Consider the following 18,167-nt stretch of genomic DNA (forward strand, 5'->3'; position numbering starts at 1 on the left):
TACTTACTATCCTTGTATAATTGGACTTGTTTTAAATGTCCCTATCCCTTTCGCAATTAGAGAATGATTTTGATCGTAAATGGTCCCTTCAGCCGTGACATATTTTCCGTCTTGGTTCAATATTGTTGTTTCTGCACGATATTTTTCTTTTGGTAAAAGATCAAAGAATGATAGATTTAGATTAATGGTCGCGGCGAATGACTGGGTCTCTACAGAGATGTTTGCTCCCATTATAATATCAAGCATAGTGGAGAAGACCCCAGGATGAACCGTTCCGTCATCCTGAAGCAAATGCGGCTGCATGCCGATTTCTAACTGAAACGTATCCGACCATTCACCACTAAAACCCATATAGTCGAAAAATGTTGATGTAGTTCGGGCATTTTCATTCGTCTTTCTCCTTTAAGTAGTAATCTCTACCATCATGGCCATTCCCTGTCCTCCGCCAACACATAAAGTAGCAATACCTCTTTTTTTCTGTTGTCGGGTTAGTTCGTTAATTAAAGTAGTGATGATTTTTGCACCCGTGGCCCCAAGCGGATGTCCAAGAGCAATCGCACCACCGTTCACATTTACCTTATCTTGATCAAGATTTAATTCACGAATCACAGCTAATGCCTGGGAGGCGAAGGCTTCATTTAACTCAAATAAATCAATATCAGCAAGTGTAAACCCTGTTCGCTCCAACAGCTTTTTCACAGCTGGGACCGGACCAATTCCCATAACCTCTGGTGAGACTCCGACCACTGACCAATCAACGATTCTTGCCATCGGTTTCAATCCCAATCCTTCTGCATGACTACGAGACGTTAACACTAAGACAGCTGCCCCATCATTGCGTCCACAGGCATTACCAGCCGTGACTGTGCCATTTTCTTTAAAAACAGATTTAAGCTTTCTTAATGTTTCAATCGTGGTTTCCGGTCTTGGATGTTCATCCACCGAAAACGTAATTGAACTCTTTTTTCCTTTCACCTCAACGGAGACGATTTCATCCTCAAATCGGTTATTTTTTATAGCTGCAGCAGCCCGTAATTGACTCTCAAATGCAAAAGCATCCTGATCCTCCCGTGAAATCGAAAATCTCTCAGCGACATTTTCAGCTGTGATCCCCATCCCAAGCTGTCCTCCATAAATTTCCTGGGGCTGCTGTCCTGCTTCCGTATTGGAATCGATTAGTTTTGCGTTATCACCGCCAAATCGAGAGTTTCTGAGATAAAGAGGGGCATTGCTCATGCTTTCTGTTCCACCGGCCACAACGATTTCCGCTTGCCCGCTAGAGATTTGCTGGGCACCTGATGCAATAGCCTGTAGCCCTGATGCACATAAGCGGTTAATGGTAAAAGCCGGTGCAGTTTCAGGGACCCCTGCTCGTAATGCCGCCACTCTAGCCACATTGGAGGATTCAGTAGATTGACGCACTTCACCTAAGATGACTTCATCGACCTGATCAGGTATAATTCCTGCTCTTTTCACCGCCTCTTTAATAACAATGGAAGCAAGAGTCCCTGAATTCATACTTTTTAATGCACCGCCATACCTGCCGACTGGTGTGCGCACGGCACTAAGAATCACAATATCATTCATGAATATCCTCCTATATTACTAGATTAGCTGTATTCTTTTTCTAACTGGGCAGCAATGATATTTTTCTGAATCTCTGATGTTCCTTCATAGATTCTTGTAATCCTTGCATCACGATAAAAGCGTTCCACTGGGTAATCCGCAATATAGCCAAGGCCCCCGTGGATTTGTACGGCTTTATCTGCAACCCGGTTGTAAACCTCTGATCCATATAGCTTAAGCATTGCCGCCTCTTTAATGACCTTCATTCCTTGCTCTACCATCCATGCCACCCTGTAAGTAAACGACCTTAACGCTTCTATTTCCACCGCCATCTCTGCCAGCATATGGCTCACGGCCTGGTTTGAGATAATCGGCTTTCCAAATTGAATACGTTCTTTGGCATATCTTGTAGACATGTCCAAAAGCTTTTGACAGGAACCAAGATTACGAGAGGCCAAGCCCGCACGGCCGTTTGCTAAAATTTTCAACGCATTCACGTAGCCTTGCCCCTCTACACCTAGCACGTTTTCAACCGGAACTTCACAATCCTCAAAAATTAATTCCGCTGAATGGGATCCACGTAAGCCCATTTTTTTCTCAACGGCACCGACCTGAAACCCTGGAAAATCCTTTTCTACAATAAAAGAGGTAATTCCTTTCGCTCCTTTTTCCGGGTCGGTTACCGCCATCACTGTAAAAACACTCGCTTCAGTTGCGTTAGTAATATAATGCTTTAAACCGTTAAGAATGTAAGTATTCCCTTTTCTTACAGCTGTTGTTTTTAAATTGGCGGCATTAGAACCGGCGGCAGGCTCCGTTAAAGCGAAAGCGCCGATTTTATCCCCGTTCGCCATATCAGGTAAATACCTTCTCTTTTGCTCTTCGTTCCCCATTTCTACAATTCCTACTGATCCAATACCGGTATGGGCTCCAATTAAGGTCGTGTATCCGTTATGTGTTTGCCCAATTTCCTCGTATAAGGCGCATTTGCCGACCATCCCGATTCCAAGACCACCGTACTCTTCAGGAATACTTAAACCAAAGAGACCCATTTCCTTTGATAGTTGGATAATCCTTTCCGGAATGTGGTTCTCTTCTTCAATTTGCATGGCAACTGCCTCGACTTCTGTCTGTATGAAATCCCTGACGTTCTTTTTCAAAAAAAGAATGTCTTCATCTAATTCAAAATTCATATGACACCTCCAAATGTCCTTACACTCGATTTTTTGCCTCTTCTAGTAGAACTCGCTTTAATACTTTTCCTACTGCATTGCGCGGCAGAGTATCAATGATTTCAAATTGTTTGGGTACCTTGTATCGGGTAAGATGTTGATAGCAGTAACTCTTTAAATCGTTACTATTAATTTCAGCTCCGGCTTTTGGCACGATAAATGCTTTTACCAGCTCACCAGATTCTTTATCAGGGATTCCGACCACAGCGGCATCGAGTATATCCGGATGTTCATAAAGGATCCCTTCCACTTCTTGAGGATAGACATTAAAGCCACCGACAATGATCATTTCTTTTTTCCTGCCAACGATATAAAAATAACCGTCTTCATCCATCGTTGCGAGGTCACCAGTATAGAACCAGCCATCGCGAAGGGCCTGATTGGTTTCCTCCGGCTTATTCCAGTAGCCTAGCATCACCTGTGGACCCTTAATTAATAATTCCCCAATACTTTTCTCTGGAAGGTCCTCGCCATTGTCATCCACAATTCGACAATCTGTTTTTGGCACAGGTATTCCGATACTTCCTATTTTGGTCAACCCTTCTGGCGGATTTCGATGCGTCGTGGGTGAGGTTTCTGATAGCCCATAACCTTCCCCAATTGAAACGCCCGTCAACCCTTCAAATTTTTTGATCATTTCAACTGGAAGTGGTGCGGAACCACTTGAGCACATTTTAAAACAGGTTAAATCGTAGCAGTCTATCTCAGGGTAATGAACAAAGGCATTATACATTTTGGGTACACCCGGGAAGAAAGTCGGTCTGTGTGCTTGAATTATTTCAAGAACCTTTTTAATCTCAAATTTATTCACTAACACATTTGCAGCACCGATATAAATACCAAGGTTCATTCCACTTGTCATCCCGTACACATGATAAAGCGGGGTAGCTGTTAGAATGGTTTCTTCACCAACGAACATTCGCTCGCCGTAGAGAGCCTTACTTTGAATGACATTGGCAATTAAATTAAAATGGGTTAGCATAGCTCCTTTCTTTTTCCCCGTTGTACCGCCGGTGTATTGAATAACAGCAATATCCTCCTTAGCATTGATGGAACATGTTTCTTGTAATGGTTCGGCATGACGGATTAAATCGAGAATACATGAAAAGCAATCTGACTCTATGGTTCTTTCAGTTACAAAAATATATTTAAAGGAATGGGAATTTTGTAGGTATCTTACTTTCTCCAGGTTTTCAGGTTCTGAAACTAAATAAGCTACCTCTGAGTCATGGAAAATTTCTAGTAATTCTCGTGGGGTATAATGCGGATTAATTTGAACGACAATCATTCCAAGTTTTAAAGCTGCATAATAGGAAATCACATAGAAAGGCTGGTTCGATACCATTAACCCCAGCCGTTCTCCTTTTTGAATCCCAAGCTGTTTCCAAGCATTTGCAAGTCGGTCTACTTGATTCTTCAATTGGTAATATGTGATTTTTTCTTCTTCATAGATAATAGCGAATTGTTCACCGTATTGTTCTACCGTCTTTTCTAACAATATATATAGGTTACATTCCGGAATCTCAAAAGAAAGGTCCGTGGTCTCGGGATAATGGTCCATCCAGGGACGTTCTTGTTGTACCTCCAAGTAATTTCACCTCGCTATTAGAATTTGTTTTTAGTTTGATAACTTAAAAGATGATAGATGGTTTCCATAACTGGGGTATCCACCTTTACTTCTCTTCCTTTCTTTACAATGTACCCGCAGATGGATTCTACCTCCAAGGCTTTCCCTTTCAATTTATCCTGGAGCATGGAGGGTTGATGTTCTTTCGCAAGGTTCCCTTGAGCGAAAATCGTTTCATAGAAATCTTCTTCGATTTCCATTCCAGCGGCATTTGCTACAGCGATTGCCTCTTTACAGATAGTTAGAGCTGTTTGATATAGACCTTCATCGTCGTAAATTGCGCCAACCTTAACTTCCATTAAGGCTGTTAACGGGTTAAAGGTGACATTCCATAGTAGCTTTTTCCACTTAATGTGTAAAATATTGGCGGACGGATAGGTTATGATATTGGCAGCATTAAACAGAGTGGAAATTTCATTTGCTTTTTCCGCTGAATGACTGTCTAAGGCGCCAATAACTAACTGCGGAGGCACTCCAATTTGTTTCACCACACCCGAATCTGTCACCATTGCTTGAATATACGTAGCTGCAGATAAAATACGTTCTTCCCCAAAAATTCCTCTTAGAATTTCTTCATTATCCACTCCATTTTGGAGGGTCATAATCAAGCAGGATGCTTTTAACAGGGGACGGAATTTCTCCGCAACCTCTTTGGTATCGGTTGATTTAACACAAAATAGCAAGAGGTCAATATCGACAAACGACTCATAACTTTCTGTAAAATCTCCATCAACAGTGAAACGGTCCACTTCACTTTCAACCGTTAATCCTTCTGCCTGCATTCTTTCCAAATTCTTTCCTCGTGCTAGAAAAATCACTTCGTTTCCCGCTTTTTTTAAGAGAGCACCGAAATAGCCTCCTACTGCACCGGTACCTGCTACACCTATTTTCATGGCCAATCCTCCCAAATCCATATGTATACATCTGAAAAGAGAATGTGTCCTCTTTTCAGATTAGGGTCATTAATCTAAAAGATCCGGCTGTTCTTTCACGATACGATTCCATAATGGCTGAAATTGGAACCAGCCAGCAGTACGAACGCCTACTGTTTCATAGGTCGCTTTTGCGTCTTCATCATCAATGACAACAGGTTTGCCTGCTGACTCTGCAAGAAGCTGCGCCTGACAGGAACGTTCCATCGTAATAAACCACCATGCCGCTTCATCAACAGATCCTCCAACTGTAAGCAAACCGTGGTTCCTTAAAATACATGCCTTATTGTTTCCAAGTGCTTTTCCAATCCGTCTTCCTTCTTCGATTTCTAGAACTACACCGGTAAAGTCGTCGTATAAGGAATGATCGCGATAGAAAGCACAAGCATCCTGTGTGATTGGGTCAAGAAGTCGCCCAAGGGAAGACCAGGATTTACCGTAAACAGAATGAGCATGGGCAGCAGCAATAACGTCAGGTCGTGCAGCATGGACTTGAGAATGGATGGCAAAGGCGGCTCGGTTTACAGGATAATGTCCTTCCACCACTTCGCCTTCGTGATTACAGAGAATTAAATCAGAGGCACAGATTTGACTAAAGTGCATACCAAAAGGATTCACCCAAAAATGATCCTTTCGTTCTGGGTCACGTGCAGTAATATGTCCTGCAACCCCTTCATCAAAGCCAAATTTAGAAAACAAACGAAAGGCGGCGGCTAATTTTTGTTTTAAATGCAGCCTTTCTTCTTCTACTGTCGAAAAAACTGGCGGCTGATAGTTCACTTTCATTTTGGTCGTCATTTCATCACCCTTTATTAATATTCATTCATGCTTCCCTGAAATTTGATAGAAATAAACCCAGCATGAAGGCGAGAAACCTCTTCCATGCCGGGAAACTTTTCTAATCCTATTATTCTCTAACCACTTCGTATTGGTGATAAACTACCTCACCCTTTAACACTTCATTTCCTTGCTGGTTCACTGCTTGAACCTGGAAACGGAGGGTGTTTTCCTGTTTTTCTAATAACGTTGCTTTGAGCGTAACAACATCATTTAAAAACACCATGCCCTTAAAGCGGATGGAGTAATCCTTAACAAAGCCCTCTTCATAATAAGAAGTAAAGAGCTTTGCCAAATTCCCCATAGTCCACATTCCATGTGCAATGATTCCTGGCAACCCCGCTTTTTTGGCTTCCTCATCAATGGTGTGTATCGGGTTAAAATCCCCTGAAGCACCAGAATATTTAATAAGATCCATCCTTGAAACAGGGGCAAGCTGAACCTCATTAATTGACTCACCCACTTGTAATTGTGCTAGTGTACTCACTTTACCAACACCTTCCTCACAGCTTCAGATATGACAACTGTTGAAGTTGAACTAAAGATGACATTCCCTGCCTCATCCTCACCAAAGCTTTCAAGGACAAGGAATCCCATTTCACCAAAATTCCCTTTTTTCTCAAAGTAGTTTTTTACCTTGGAAAAGCAGTAAACGTCTTCCCCAACCAATAATGGTCGTGCATAGTGAAAGGTTTGTTCCCCGTGAATTAAGCCTTTATTAGGCAGGTTCAAGCCCTCAACTACTCCATAATCGAATACTCTTGGAAAGGTGGGAGGGGCAATATTGTTTTTATATCGAGACAATCTTCCTGTGTCCTCATCAACATAAATAGGATGAAGGTCGCCAATAGCTTCCGCAAATTTCTTGACGGCTCCTCTTTCAACGGTATTTTTCACCTTGTTTGATTGTTTACCTATTTGATCTTTAAACAATTCATCCTCACCTCACATAATTAGCATTTTGGTCCGCCGGCCACATAGATTACCTGTCCATTAACAAAGGACGATCTTTCGTCTGCAAAGAAGGCTACAGCATTGGCAATATCCGCTGGCTTTCCACTTCTTCCAACCGGAATATTAGCAACGCTTGCTTGAATGAGATGCTCAAATGGAATTCCAATTCTTGCAGCGGTTTCTTTCGTCATTTCTGTTTCGATAAAGCCTGGTGCTACGGAGTTGGCCGTAATGCCGTATTTTCCAAGTTCAATTGCCAGTGTCTTTGTGAATCCCTGCAACCCAGCTTTGGCGGCAGCATAGTTGGCTTGGCCGCGATTACCAAGGGCAGAAGTGGAAGAAATATTGATGATACGTCCATATTTTTGTTCCACCATATATTTTTGTACGGCACGTGCCGCATTAAATGAGCCTTTTAAATGTACATCCATGACTGTTTGCCAATCAGAATCTGTCATTTTAAATAATAGATTGTCACGGATGACTCCCGCATTATTTACTAAAACATCAACCGATCCGAAGGTTTCGTAAACCTCTTTTACCGCATTTTCTACCTGCTCGGCATCGGTAACATTTGCCACTTTAGAGTATACTTCGTACCCTTTTTCTTTTAATTCACTAGTTGTTTGGCTTAATGCTTCTTCATTTAGGTCGATAAAGGCTACTTTTGCGCCTTCTTCGGCAAAAAGCTCAACAATCCCTTTTCCGATTCCACGGCTTCCGCCTGTTACAAATGCCACTTTTCCATCAAATCTACCAGCCATTTCTACTCCTCCTGTTTTTCTTTTTAGTTAGCGCTTACAATTTATACGTATTGACCAACCTTTACGTGCCCCTTTATAAGGTTACGTGCGATAATCATGCGCTGAATTTCATCGGTACCATCGTAAATTCTCCAAAGGCGAGCTTCCCGGTACCAACGTTCAATTGGCAATTCTCTTGTGTAGCCCATCCCGCCATGAATTTGTAGGACGCGGTCAACTACTCTATTCCCCATATTGGAGCCGTATAGTTTCGCCATGGAAGCAAGGTGACGGTTATCCTCCCCTTGGTCAAGCGTAAACGCTGCGTTTAAAACTAACCATCTTGCAGCCTCAAGTTCAACGGCAGAATCCGCGATTTGCCATTGGATGGCTTGTCTTTCTGCAATCGGTTTACCAAAGGTAATTCGTTCTTTCGAATAATCAATTGCCATTTGCAATAAACGTTCTGCCGATCCAACTGCTCTTGCACCAACAATCCATCTTGCAAAACCAATCCATTCAAGTCCCAGATTATAGCCCTTGTGTAATTCACCCAGGATATTTTCCTCAGGAACACGGACATTATCAAATACTAAGCCGGCTGGACCCCATTCTCCCATCGTATGTATATACTCCGATTTCCAGCCCATATCGCGGTCGGCAATAAAGCAGGTCACACCTTCTCGGCCACGTGTTTCTTGATGCTTTTCTTTATCTGTAATGGCAATAACCATGACGAAGTCGGCTTCATTACCACCTGTAATAAATGTTTTTTCACCATTCAACACCCATTCATTTCCATCCTTAACTGCGGTCATTTTGATATTTTGTGTATCAGAGCCCGCCCCAGGTTCAGTCATGGCGAAGCAAGATTTTTTCTCACCATTGATGGTTGGAATTAAATATTTTTGTTTTTGTTCTTCATTTCCATAGTACAGAATATTATCTGCAGAGCCGCCAAACTGAAATGGAACAAAGGTTTTCGAGACTTCCATCAACACGATGGCCATCATCATTTGTCCTAAGTCAGCACCGCCGTATTCTTCAGGTGTATTAATGCCCCAGAAGCCTGCTTCCTTTGCCTTTAATTGGAGCTCTTTTAATTTTCCTGGAGGGAGACTTGGTTTACCTTCTCGTTCGTTTCTTAATACGTCGTTTTCAAGTGGAATGAGTTCTTTTTCAACAAATCTTCTAATTGTTTTCTGCACCATTTTTTGCTCGTCGGTCAAACGTAAATGCATTTCCTTCACTCCATTCTATTCTTTTATTCTAGTTTTCTTCTTAGAAAGTATATGATAGGTTATCCGAAAACATACCTACCGGTTGGTATGTTAATTTTATTTTATTCCGAAATTTCAGATAATACAAGTCAAAAGTGATGAATCTTGTTAAAAAAATCCTTCAGCTCGGGTAGCGCTGAAGGATTTTTCCCAATTTATATTTGTCGTACGGCTTTTTTTATCGCCAAACGTTCTCTAAATGTGGAGATAGCAATGGAGCTTGTTAGCCATGATAGCAATCCCATGGTAATACTTAAGAGCCAATTACTAGTGGATTGCAAGGTAAGGAGGACCGTAATTACGCAAATAATTCCGCCCATCATTCCATATACAGACCCTCGGGCAATATTGGTTGCTTTCTTTGTACCGGAAGCAATTCCGACCATGATAACTGCTGTTAGCATTACGGCAGGAAAAGCAGCAAAAATTCCGGCTAGCATCTTCCACGGTGAAACGATTGTAATTAAATAACTAAGTGAAACCGCGGTTCCTCCGAGTAGGAATCGAATAAATAAGTCCTGTTTATTCATGCTTGTCACCTTTTCGTTTAATGGGATGTAATAATGACAACTACTATTGATATAGTGAACCAGAAAGCCATGGATTGAAGGATGCCCCGCTTCCAGCCTACTTTTGGTAAAAGATAGCCTGCGATAAGAGCAACTATGATGTTGATTGCCATTCCAAAGATAGCTCCCCTGGATAACATTATCGAATGTGAAATCAGCTGCCCACCATGAAAATCAAGTCCTATTGTTAAAAATGCCGCCAAATACACTGCAGGAAAGGCTGCAAAAATTCCTCCTGCTTTTTCTCCCAATTTTTTTGCTACTACTGTACAAGCGACAACTGCTAAACCACCCAAAAGGAATCGTATGAGAAGTGCGCTTATTGATAGATGTACCATCATTCGTTCGCCTCTTTTGTTTACCACGCTGTTATTTTAGTTACGTGAATAATCTCACAAACTAATTTACGTATTCATTGTACCTCAATTTTATGACGATACATGTGAACACTTTATTAAGGTTTTTGAAGCGGTTTCATTTGATCTATTTTGTGCTTGAGTCTTGGTGAAAGACAAACCTACGGCATTTCAAGCTTGTCCTGTCCTTCATCCACCTTATGAAGGACAAAACCTTTGTGTTCAAATCGAATTTTGTCCTTCATCAACCCTATGAAAGACAAAACCTTTGTATACAATTCGAATTTTGTCCTTCATTAACTCTACGAAAGACAAAACCTTTATATTCAAATCGAATTTTGTCCTTCATCCACCGTATGAAAGACAAAATCTTTGTGTTCAAATCGAATTTTGTCCTTCATCAACCCTATGAAAGACAAAACCTTTGTATTCAAATCGAATTTTGTCCTTCATCCACTAAATCAAAGATAGTCCGTCAAATTTATTTTTAGATAGTTCGTTCTGCTTCATTATAATAAACCATTCCATCTTTTTTCATGCATCACAGTTATTTAATTACGTGACTAATTTCTGTTCATTTTACAAATAATAATAGTGATGTTCCATAGTGAATATCATCGTTTCAAATCCTATGATGAGGTGATTCTTGATGAGCTACAAAGATCATTTAGATCAACACTCAGAGCTTTTCCATCACACAAATACTAGGCCGAAACGCCAGAAGTCACAGGTGAATGGAGAAACTCAATTAACTCAAAACGCGATCATCTTAAGGAGCAATGCCAAAGCACACCGTTGGTAAGTGTATTGGCATCGAAACGAATGATGGGGTGACACAGCGCTCTCCCATCAAGAAGAAGGCTGACTCAACACAATGAGTCAGCTTTTTTCTTTTAATATGAAGTAAACGAAAAATTATGATTGAAAATGTATGTTTGGAAGGATATCATAAAATCTAATTAAATTATTATCTAATGGAGTGGACTAGAGTATGTACGATTCTTTCACAATAAGAGATGCAGAAATAACTGATTTACCGATTATCGTTGACATATACAATTCAACCATTGCAGGGAGAATGGTTACCGCTGACCTTGAGCCAGTAACTGTTGAAAGCCGGACCCAATGGTTTCACGAGCACTCCCCTTCCTTTCGTCCACTTTGGGTAGTCGAAAGTCAAGGATCAATTTGCGGATGGGTAAGTTATCAGTCGTTTTATGGCAGACCAGCCTATAATGGAACAGCTGAAATCAGTATATATATTCATCAAGATTTTCGTGGAAAGAAACTCGGTAAGTTTCTTATACAAAAAGCAATAGATGCTTGCCCAGCCCTTGAAATTAAGACCTTACTTGGTTTTATCTTTGGCCACAATGAACCCAGCATAAAGCTTTTTAATAGCTTTGGCTTTGAAAAATGGGCACATCTTCCGAAGATTGCAGAACTTGATGGCATTGAAAGAGATCTGCTCATACTTGGCAGAAGAATATACTAATACTTAGCTATGTTAAAGAACATTGTTGATTTTTTTTTACTATTGATTGGAGCGGAAGGAGCGAAGACTCCTGTGGGAGTATGGTTCAGGGGAGACCCCGCAGGCGCTAGCGCCGAGGAGGCTCGCCGAAACACCCACGGAAAGCGAAGCTCCTGGAGCGGAAATCAATAGACAAATTTAACAAAGCCAATCCTTAATTAAATTAACCATAGGAGATGAAAAACATGAGCGTACATAAAGCAATATCCGAACATGTAAACAAGCAAAACAAAAAGATTAATCGCTTCCTGCTGCTCGACCAGCAAAGAGAGCTTTATATCGAAGAAGCGTTATTTTTATGCAAGCAGGGAAAAGAGTTCACAACCGATAATATTAATGAAATGACAAATCAAATTAACACCCTAGCAAAGCAAGGGATCATTCCTTTCCGAAAGCTCGTCACAAAAGAAATGGTCAAAGAATATGCATTAAGGTCTTAACACTGTTCAATTACATACCAATATAATGAAGCAGAGGCTGCAATCCAAGTGCTCCTCTGCTTTTTTCCAGTATTGCATTATTCCAAAATAAATAATTTTTTAGTACTATATACAATAGATATATATTACTCATTCTAGGAGAACATGCTTCCTTGAAAGAACTGGAGATTTCCATGCAGAAACAAAAATTAAAACTAGTCCTATTCTATTTCTTAGGTAGTTTAATTTGGATATATGGTTCAAATTATCTTATCGAAACATTCGTTCCTACTTCGCTTATTTGGATTATTGAACGTTCTAAAGAGGTCCTTTATATCCTCATTACTGGAGGATTCATTTATTTCTTCATTAATAAGACCAATGAATTATCCGTCTCACGAGAAGACCAAAAGCGCTTATCCACCTTAATTAACGCGATGGTTGACTTTGTTAACTTTAAGGATGGAGAAGGACGATGGATTGAGGCCAATAATTTTGGTTTGCAATTGTTTCAGCTTGAACATGTGGATTATCGTGGCAAGAAGGACTCCGAGTTAGCTGAGTATACAGATTTTTATGCGGATGCCCTCCGGTATTGTGAAACCTCGGATGAGGAAGCTTGGAAAAATGGTGACATTATTCGCATTGAAGAAGTTCTTCCCGTACCAGACGGAACGACAAAAACCTTTGATACGATTAAAGTCCCTCTTTTCAATCCAGATGGCAGCCGGCAGGGGCTGGTCATTATTGGTCGTGATATTACCGAGAAAAAGAAAATGGCTAGAGAACTCTTGGTAAGCCAACAGCAATATAAATCATTATTTGAATACAGTCCTGATATAGTTTATCTAATGGATTTGAAAGGAAATATTACGAATCTCAATCCTCACTTCGAGGTCATTACTGGTTTTAACAAAGATGATATCATTGGAAAAAATGTAAAATCCTTATTACCGAAAAAGTATCATGAGCAAGTTAACCATTTTATTGCCTCCGTTGTCGAAGAAGTGAAACCTGTTATGTACGAGATCAAGATTCCACATGCAAACGGAGAAATGATTACTTTACAATGTACGTCACTCCCTATCAATATTGAAGGTGCCATTACTGGAATTATTGGCTATGGACGAGATGTGACTACTCTAAGAAAAACCGAGGAACGTCTTAGAAGAACAGAAAAACTTTCTGTTGTTGGTGAGTTATCTGCGAGTGTTGCTCACGAGATTAGGAATCCCCTTACTTCTTTAAAGGGTTTTGTTCAGCTTTTACAAATGGAGGATAAGAAGCATCAATATTACTATCAAATCATGTTAGACGAACTTGATCGGATTAATCATATTGTAGGAGAGCTTCTTCTCTTGGCAAAACCACAGGTTCTTAAGTTTACAAACGCAGATATTCATAAACTGTTGAAGGATGTTATTTCATTGCTCAGCACAGAAGCAAGCTTATATAATATCCAAATCAATTCCAATTTCCCGAAAGAACCTCTTATACTTGAGTGTGAACCAAACCAATTAAAACAATTATTTATTAATATTATTAAAAATGCGATAGAGGCATCCCAACAAGGTAAATCGGTAATGATTAGTGCCGAGCAAGCAGTTGAGAAGATTTGTATTACCATTAAGGACAGTGGATGTGGTATCTCAAAAGAGAGATTAGAAAAAATTGGCGAACCTTTCTACTCCTCAAAGGAAAAAGGGACTGGATTAGGCTTAACAGTAAGCTATAAAATTGTTCAATCACACAAGGGAACCATTCATTTTGATAGTCAAAAAAACCTTGGTACAACTGTCAGCATTGTATTACCAATTAAGCAACATAACTCTAAAAAGAACTAAAATTAAGACTGCCCAAAAAGGCAGTCTTTTTCACATAATTAGAAAGTATAATTCAACTTCGAGAATTGTCCAACTCCAGCGCCTAGCCCCTCGGGTCAAATAACCTTCTGCAATAAAAGTCAAAGAGCGACTTTTTTTGCAGAAGAACATTTGCCTGTCGGGGCTGAACAAGGCGCTTCCGCTTTTCTTATTAATTTGCTTTCTTTTTCCGATTACGAAAAAAGGCAATGACCAAAAGCATCGACGGAATAATGATTTGAAAAGGCCAATGTAAATAAACTGGAACAACACGAAGTCCTTCTTTAATGTGTTCAGCAAAATTAGATGCAATTGTTACAGAGGCAAATAAGACAAAGCCCCCTAGCGAAATACTGAGGTTGCGGAGTTTATCAAATTTGAAAATATCTGCTGCTCCTGCAACTCCCGCATAGAAATATAACGTAATCTTAAAGAAACCGCCTACAATTAGATAAAGCATAAAGAAAACATCGAGCCGTTCGATAAATTCAGCTATTCGGATTTTACTAATGGTGGTTAACAGCGGAAAATTAGCTCTCACAAACAGATCCGTTCCTAGAGCCGCAATATTAATAACCGCTGTTATTGTAATGTTAATTCCACTTAAAATCATCCCACCCATACAAACAATCTTTACCTTTTTCGGATCATTTATATATGGAAGTAACATCGTAAATACAACCATTTCACCAAATGGGAATGTGATCGTTTCACCGAGAAATGTCTTTACAATTGGCATAATTCCGTTCTCTAATATGGGCCTTAGATTTTGTAAATGGATTAGTCCGGAAATCATGACGAGTAAAAAGCCCACAACAGCCATTATATAGATAATCATAAAAAATAGTTCGCCAACTCTTGCAATAACCTCAAATCCTTTATGTATAGCATAAATAATGGTCACAATCATTAAGCAATTAATAACAATTAACGGTGTATTTGTATATATAGTCGACGTTAATAATTCTCCAAAATCCCGCAACACCCTGGATGCGCAATATAAAAAATAAATAACGTAAAAGAAACCAATCATTCGTCCTATCCATTTTCCGGTTATCTTTTGTACATAGCTCGTTAAAGGGAGATCTGGATAATAGAGAAACAAACGATAGTATATTAGGAAAACTCCTAATCCGCCCACTAAACCGAGCAAAATGCTTATCCATGCATCTTGTTTCGCCTGTGCTCCAAGACCTACAAGTATCGCACTGCCCATCTCAAACAGCACAACAAGCACGAATAGTTGTGATGCCTTTATTTTTGCTTTCTCCAACCCACATCCCCCTTTCTAAAAAGCTATTGCTGCATAATTGACCAAAATGGCTTGGTTCGAATTCCTTGTCTGCGAATATAAGAATCTACATGGACATTCACTTTTAAATCTGCAAATTCTTCATCCCAATTTCCTTGTATTTTCTTCCATAAATGAGGATTTGCAATGTGAACCTTTTCACCAAATCCTAAAATATCTGACTTTAACTTTTGAGCTTCCTTCACCGAGGCATGAATTTGCTTGGTTATTTCTTTCTCCGTTAATTTTTCAATTTGAGCGATAACTTCTGGATTATCTAAATCTATTGCCGTATTCGCTTCGCTAATCCACCCTTCATTCTCATTCTTTACATTTATTATCGGTTTATCATTCACAATACGAACAGAAACCTTTGTTTTAGAACGAATCGGTGAAACGGAAAGTGCATTTTTCTTTCCTTTCCAGTTAATATTTATATCCGTACTTTTTACTTTATCCAAAACCCAGATAATACCACGGGATTTATCATGTTTGATCCAGCCACGTAATTTTCCCTTATTAAAAACAGCTAAGCCATCAGATTGAAGTAAAGCATCCGTTGTGGTTTTTTGAAGATTTTCGGCTTTCCTTGCTTTTGGTTTGTCACCAACAAGCCTATAACCATTAGCTATAGGCTGTTTCCCCTTACTTAGTAACCCATTAAGAAAATCATCAATATTTAAGCTCATATTTTCACCAAGCATAGATTCTGAGAATTTAATTTGCTTTGTAATTTTAGTTACAGGAAGTCGATCTAGTATGGTCAGCGTTGTAACTATGTCCTCTGCTTTCGAACCTTTTGCGATGACTAATTCAGTAGTGGTTCGAAATTCTGGATCCCTGTCCAATGCATCCAGCACATATAGCAAGCTTTCCTTTGCCACCTCTTCACTTATGACCACCACGTTTGTATGTGCGTAATAAAGCCTTCTTGAAACCTTCTTTGTAGCATTTCTTGCTGCTTCAGTAATCGTATCCCCAGAGCTTCTATAAACAGCAATGGGCAGACCGTTACCTCCGCCCGTTTGACCAGCTGATACATTGCTAGGATTCACAAGTTGAAAGGACACATCAAATTTCTTTTCTTTACCTTTGTCCACTCCCATTGCCATGACAAAGGCAAGGTCCGTCAATTCCTTCTGATTCCAGCAGCCACTAATAACGGGTAAAAGCAAAAGCATTATTACAAATGTAATTAAACTTTTTTTCATGACTGATCACCTTTATCTGATTGATCCTTTTGTTGCTCATCAGCTTTAGGTGGTCCTGGCTTTTGATTTTCCCCTGTTCTAACTATATTGCCTTGACTAATAAATTGTGGTCTATTTTTAAAAGCCCAAATAGGAAACCGGAGAAATACGTCTTGCTGGTTACGGATGCTAAAAGGTGCAATCGGCATCATATAAGGAATTCCGAACGAGCGGAGCGAACATAAATGTATCGCTATAAACATTAGTCCCAGCATCATTCCATAAAAACCTAGAATGGTGGCTAATCCCATTAAAGCAAAACGAAGCAATCTGGCTGCAATCGCCATCGCAAAAATAGGTGTTGAAAAGTTAGCAATGGCTGTGATTGACACAACGATAACCATTACTGGGGAAACGAACCCAGCTTGCACAGCAGCCTGACCAATAACGAGTGCACCCACAATAGAAACAGCCTGACCAACAGCTCGCGGAAGTCTCAATCCTGCCTCCCTTAAAATTTCAAATGTGACCTCCATGATTAATGCTTCTACAAAAGCCGGAAAGGGAACACTCTCTCTTTGCGCCGCAATCGCAATCGCCATAGTAGTTGGAATCATTTCCTGATGAAAGGTTGTAGCCGCTATATAGGTAGCAGGTCCAATAAGGGCAATCAAAAACGCCAAGATTCTTAGAATCCTGATACCGGTTGAAATATCAAAGCGTGAATAATAATCATCTGGCGCCTGAAAAAATTGAATAAAAATCGCAGGCGCGGTAAGTACAAATGGTGTGCCATCAATAATAATGGCAATTCGCCCTTCGAGTAAATGAGAAGTAACCACATCTGGTCTTTCGGTATGGTAGGTAGTCGGAAAAGTTGTCCAGGTTTGATCTTCAATTAATTGCTCAACATAGCCTGAGGCAATAATACCGTCAATATCAATCCGATTTAATCTTTCCTTAATTTCAGATATAATTTTCTCGTTTGCAATTCCTTTAATATACATCAACGCAATGTCAGTTTGTGTTACTGTGCCAATTTTCATCGATTCCAACCATAAATTCGGACTTTTTATTCTTCTCCGGATTAAAGCTGTATTTGTACGGAGCGTTTCTGTGAAAGAATCCTTCGGTCCCCGTATAGAGAGTTGTGTTGTTGGTTCAGAAATGGCTCGCTTTTCCCAACCCTTTGTCTCCGCACTAATGGCCTGGTTGTGACCTTCTAAAAAAATAACAGTATTACCTGATAACAAATTATCATAAACCTGATTCCAATTATCAATCGTCAAAATACTGCCAAGAGCAACAGCCTTCTCAATCACGTATTGAAAGAGATCAATCCGCTCAAGTGGAAGTTCTTTTTCCATAAAAGATTCTAAAATAAAGTCACTGATTGAATGACTGTCCGCTAAGCCATCAACAAATACAAGAGCTCCTTTGTAGCTACTTATCTTTACTTCTCGAATGATGATATCAGCACTTTTCCCAAACTCTTCTTTTATGCGGGAAATATTATCCTTATATTCCCTAAGTATCGGCAAATCCTCTGGCTTAAGTGGATCTTGCTGCTGTCTATAATTATCATTCTGTCTCTTCTTTTGCTTCTTTTTCAACATACTTGACAAGATCGACACAAGTTACCACCTCACCATTAACAATTCGTAATGGTTATTTTCCCCAACGTGAACTCAACTATCCATTTCTTCCAAAAAATATTATGAAATGCATGCATAAGGAAAGTTTAAAGAACAAAAATATACATAATGGAGATTGTA

19 protein-coding genes are annotated in these 18,167 nt (G+C 39.9%); 4 read left to right on the top strand and 15 right to left on the bottom strand.

Features of this window, described 5'->3' with window-relative positions; genetic code table 11:
- Nucleotides 1–6: 6 nt before the first annotated feature.
- The 12 genes from AC3A54_RS06925 to AC3A54_RS06980 form a co-directional block, all read right to left on the bottom strand.
- A complete protein-coding gene (locus tag AC3A54_RS06925; protein ID WP_487653908.1) occupies nt 7–351 on the bottom strand; it encodes a PaaI family thioesterase in 345 nt (114 codons plus the stop codon).
- A gap of 51 nt (nt 352–402) precedes the next feature.
- Complete coding sequence (locus AC3A54_RS06930) at nt 403–1,587, bottom strand: thiolase family protein (protein WP_487653909.1); 1,185 nt, start codon at nt 1,585–1,587, stop codon at nt 403–405.
- A gap of 23 nt (nt 1,588–1,610) precedes the next feature.
- On the bottom strand, nt 1,611–2,759 hold the full coding sequence (locus tag AC3A54_RS06935) for an acyl-CoA dehydrogenase family protein (protein WP_487653910.1): 1,149 nt from the start codon (nt 2,757–2,759) through the stop codon (nt 1,611–1,613).
- 19 nt (nt 2,760–2,778) lie between these two features.
- Complete coding sequence (locus tag AC3A54_RS06940) at nt 2,779–4,386, bottom strand: long-chain-fatty-acid--CoA ligase (RefSeq protein ID WP_487653911.1); 1,608 nt, start codon at nt 4,384–4,386, stop codon at nt 2,779–2,781.
- Nucleotides 4,387–4,403: 17 nt separating this feature from the next.
- Nucleotides 4,404–5,318, bottom strand: coding sequence for a ketopantoate reductase family protein (locus tag AC3A54_RS06945; protein WP_487653912.1), 915 nt, complete (start codon nt 5,316–5,318; stop codon nt 4,404–4,406).
- Nucleotides 5,319–5,387: 69 nt separating this feature from the next.
- Entirely contained in the window at nt 5,388–6,155 is a 768-nt protein-coding gene (locus tag AC3A54_RS06950) for a class II aldolase/adducin family protein (RefSeq protein WP_487653913.1), read from the bottom strand.
- A 109-nt stretch (nt 6,156–6,264) separates the two neighbouring features.
- Nucleotides 6,265–6,681 carry a MaoC/PaaZ C-terminal domain-containing protein gene (locus AC3A54_RS06955; protein ID WP_487653914.1) on the bottom strand — a complete coding sequence of 139 codons (417 nt, stop codon included), beginning with the start codon at nt 6,679–6,681 and terminating at the stop codon, nt 6,265–6,267.
- Nucleotides 6,678–7,127 (bottom strand): MaoC family dehydratase N-terminal domain-containing protein, encoded by a 450-nt coding sequence (locus AC3A54_RS06960; protein WP_487653915.1) that lies wholly within the window; start codon nt 7,125–7,127, stop codon nt 6,678–6,680. The genes AC3A54_RS06955 and AC3A54_RS06960 overlap by 4 nt, the downstream gene beginning before the upstream one ends.
- A 20-nt stretch (nt 7,128–7,147) precedes the next feature.
- The gene (fabG, locus tag AC3A54_RS06965; protein ID WP_309863927.1) at nt 7,148–7,912 is read right to left on the bottom strand and encodes a 3-oxoacyl-ACP reductase FabG; all 765 of its coding nucleotides are present in this window, start codon (nt 7,910–7,912) and stop codon (nt 7,148–7,150) included.
- A 41-nt stretch (nt 7,913–7,953) separates the two neighbouring features.
- Entirely contained in the window at nt 7,954–9,132 is a 1,179-nt protein-coding gene (locus AC3A54_RS06970) for an acyl-CoA dehydrogenase family protein (RefSeq protein WP_335545230.1), read from the bottom strand.
- A gap of 194 nt (nt 9,133–9,326) precedes the next feature.
- On the bottom strand, nt 9,327–9,701 hold the full coding sequence (locus tag AC3A54_RS06975; protein ID WP_487653916.1) for a DUF3147 family protein: 375 nt from the start codon (nt 9,699–9,701) through the stop codon (nt 9,327–9,329).
- 17 nt (nt 9,702–9,718) lie between these two features.
- A complete protein-coding gene (locus AC3A54_RS06980) occupies nt 9,719–10,081 on the bottom strand; it encodes a DUF3147 family protein (protein WP_487653917.1) in 363 nt (120 codons plus the stop codon).
- A 664-nt stretch (nt 10,082–10,745) separates the two neighbouring features.
- Between AC3A54_RS06980 and AC3A54_RS06985 the strand changes: the two genes are divergently transcribed.
- The 4 genes from AC3A54_RS06985 to AC3A54_RS07000 all read left to right on the top strand — a co-directional run bounded on the left by AC3A54_RS06985 (nt 10,746) and on the right by AC3A54_RS07000 (nt 13,893).
- Nucleotides 10,746–10,898 (top strand): YpzG family protein, encoded by a 153-nt coding sequence (locus AC3A54_RS06985; RefSeq protein WP_335531367.1) that lies wholly within the window; start codon nt 10,746–10,748, stop codon nt 10,896–10,898.
- A 189-nt stretch (nt 10,899–11,087) separates the two neighbouring features.
- Nucleotides 11,088–11,591: an N-acetyltransferase family protein gene (locus tag AC3A54_RS06990; protein WP_487653918.1), complete on the top strand. Its 504-nt coding sequence runs from the start codon at nt 11,088–11,090 to the stop codon at nt 11,589–11,591.
- 224 nt (nt 11,592–11,815) lie between these two features.
- Nucleotides 11,816–12,070: a YpbS family protein gene (locus AC3A54_RS06995; RefSeq protein WP_487653919.1), complete on the top strand. Its 255-nt coding sequence runs from the start codon at nt 11,816–11,818 to the stop codon at nt 12,068–12,070.
- A 173-nt stretch (nt 12,071–12,243) separates the two neighbouring features.
- The gene (locus AC3A54_RS07000) at nt 12,244–13,893 is read left to right on the top strand and encodes a PAS domain S-box protein (protein WP_487653920.1); all 1,650 of its coding nucleotides are present in this window, start codon (nt 12,244–12,246) and stop codon (nt 13,891–13,893) included.
- 190 nt (nt 13,894–14,083) lie between these two features.
- Here the strand turns inward: AC3A54_RS07000 and AC3A54_RS07005 are convergent, their stop codons facing one another.
- Genes AC3A54_RS07005 through AC3A54_RS07015 form a run of 3 tightly spaced genes read right to left on the bottom strand, consistent with a single transcriptional unit; the run spans nt 14,084 to nt 18,008 of the window.
- Nucleotides 14,084–15,184, bottom strand: a complete 1,101-nt coding sequence (locus tag AC3A54_RS07005; protein WP_487653921.1) for a GerAB/ArcD/ProY family transporter — start codon at nt 15,182–15,184, stop codon at nt 14,084–14,086.
- 23 nt (nt 15,185–15,207) lie between these two features.
- Nucleotides 15,208–16,413, bottom strand: a complete 1,206-nt coding sequence (locus AC3A54_RS07010; protein ID WP_487653922.1) for a Ger(x)C family spore germination protein — start codon at nt 16,411–16,413, stop codon at nt 15,208–15,210.
- The gene (locus AC3A54_RS07015; RefSeq protein ID WP_487654003.1) at nt 16,410–18,008 is read right to left on the bottom strand and encodes a spore germination protein; all 1,599 of its coding nucleotides are present in this window, start codon (nt 18,006–18,008) and stop codon (nt 16,410–16,412) included. The genes AC3A54_RS07010 and AC3A54_RS07015 overlap by 4 nt, the downstream gene beginning before the upstream one ends.
- Between the last annotated feature and the right edge of the window lie 159 nt (nt 18,009–18,167).

Source organism: Neobacillus sp. Soil_C_43 (assembly GCF_057656715.1).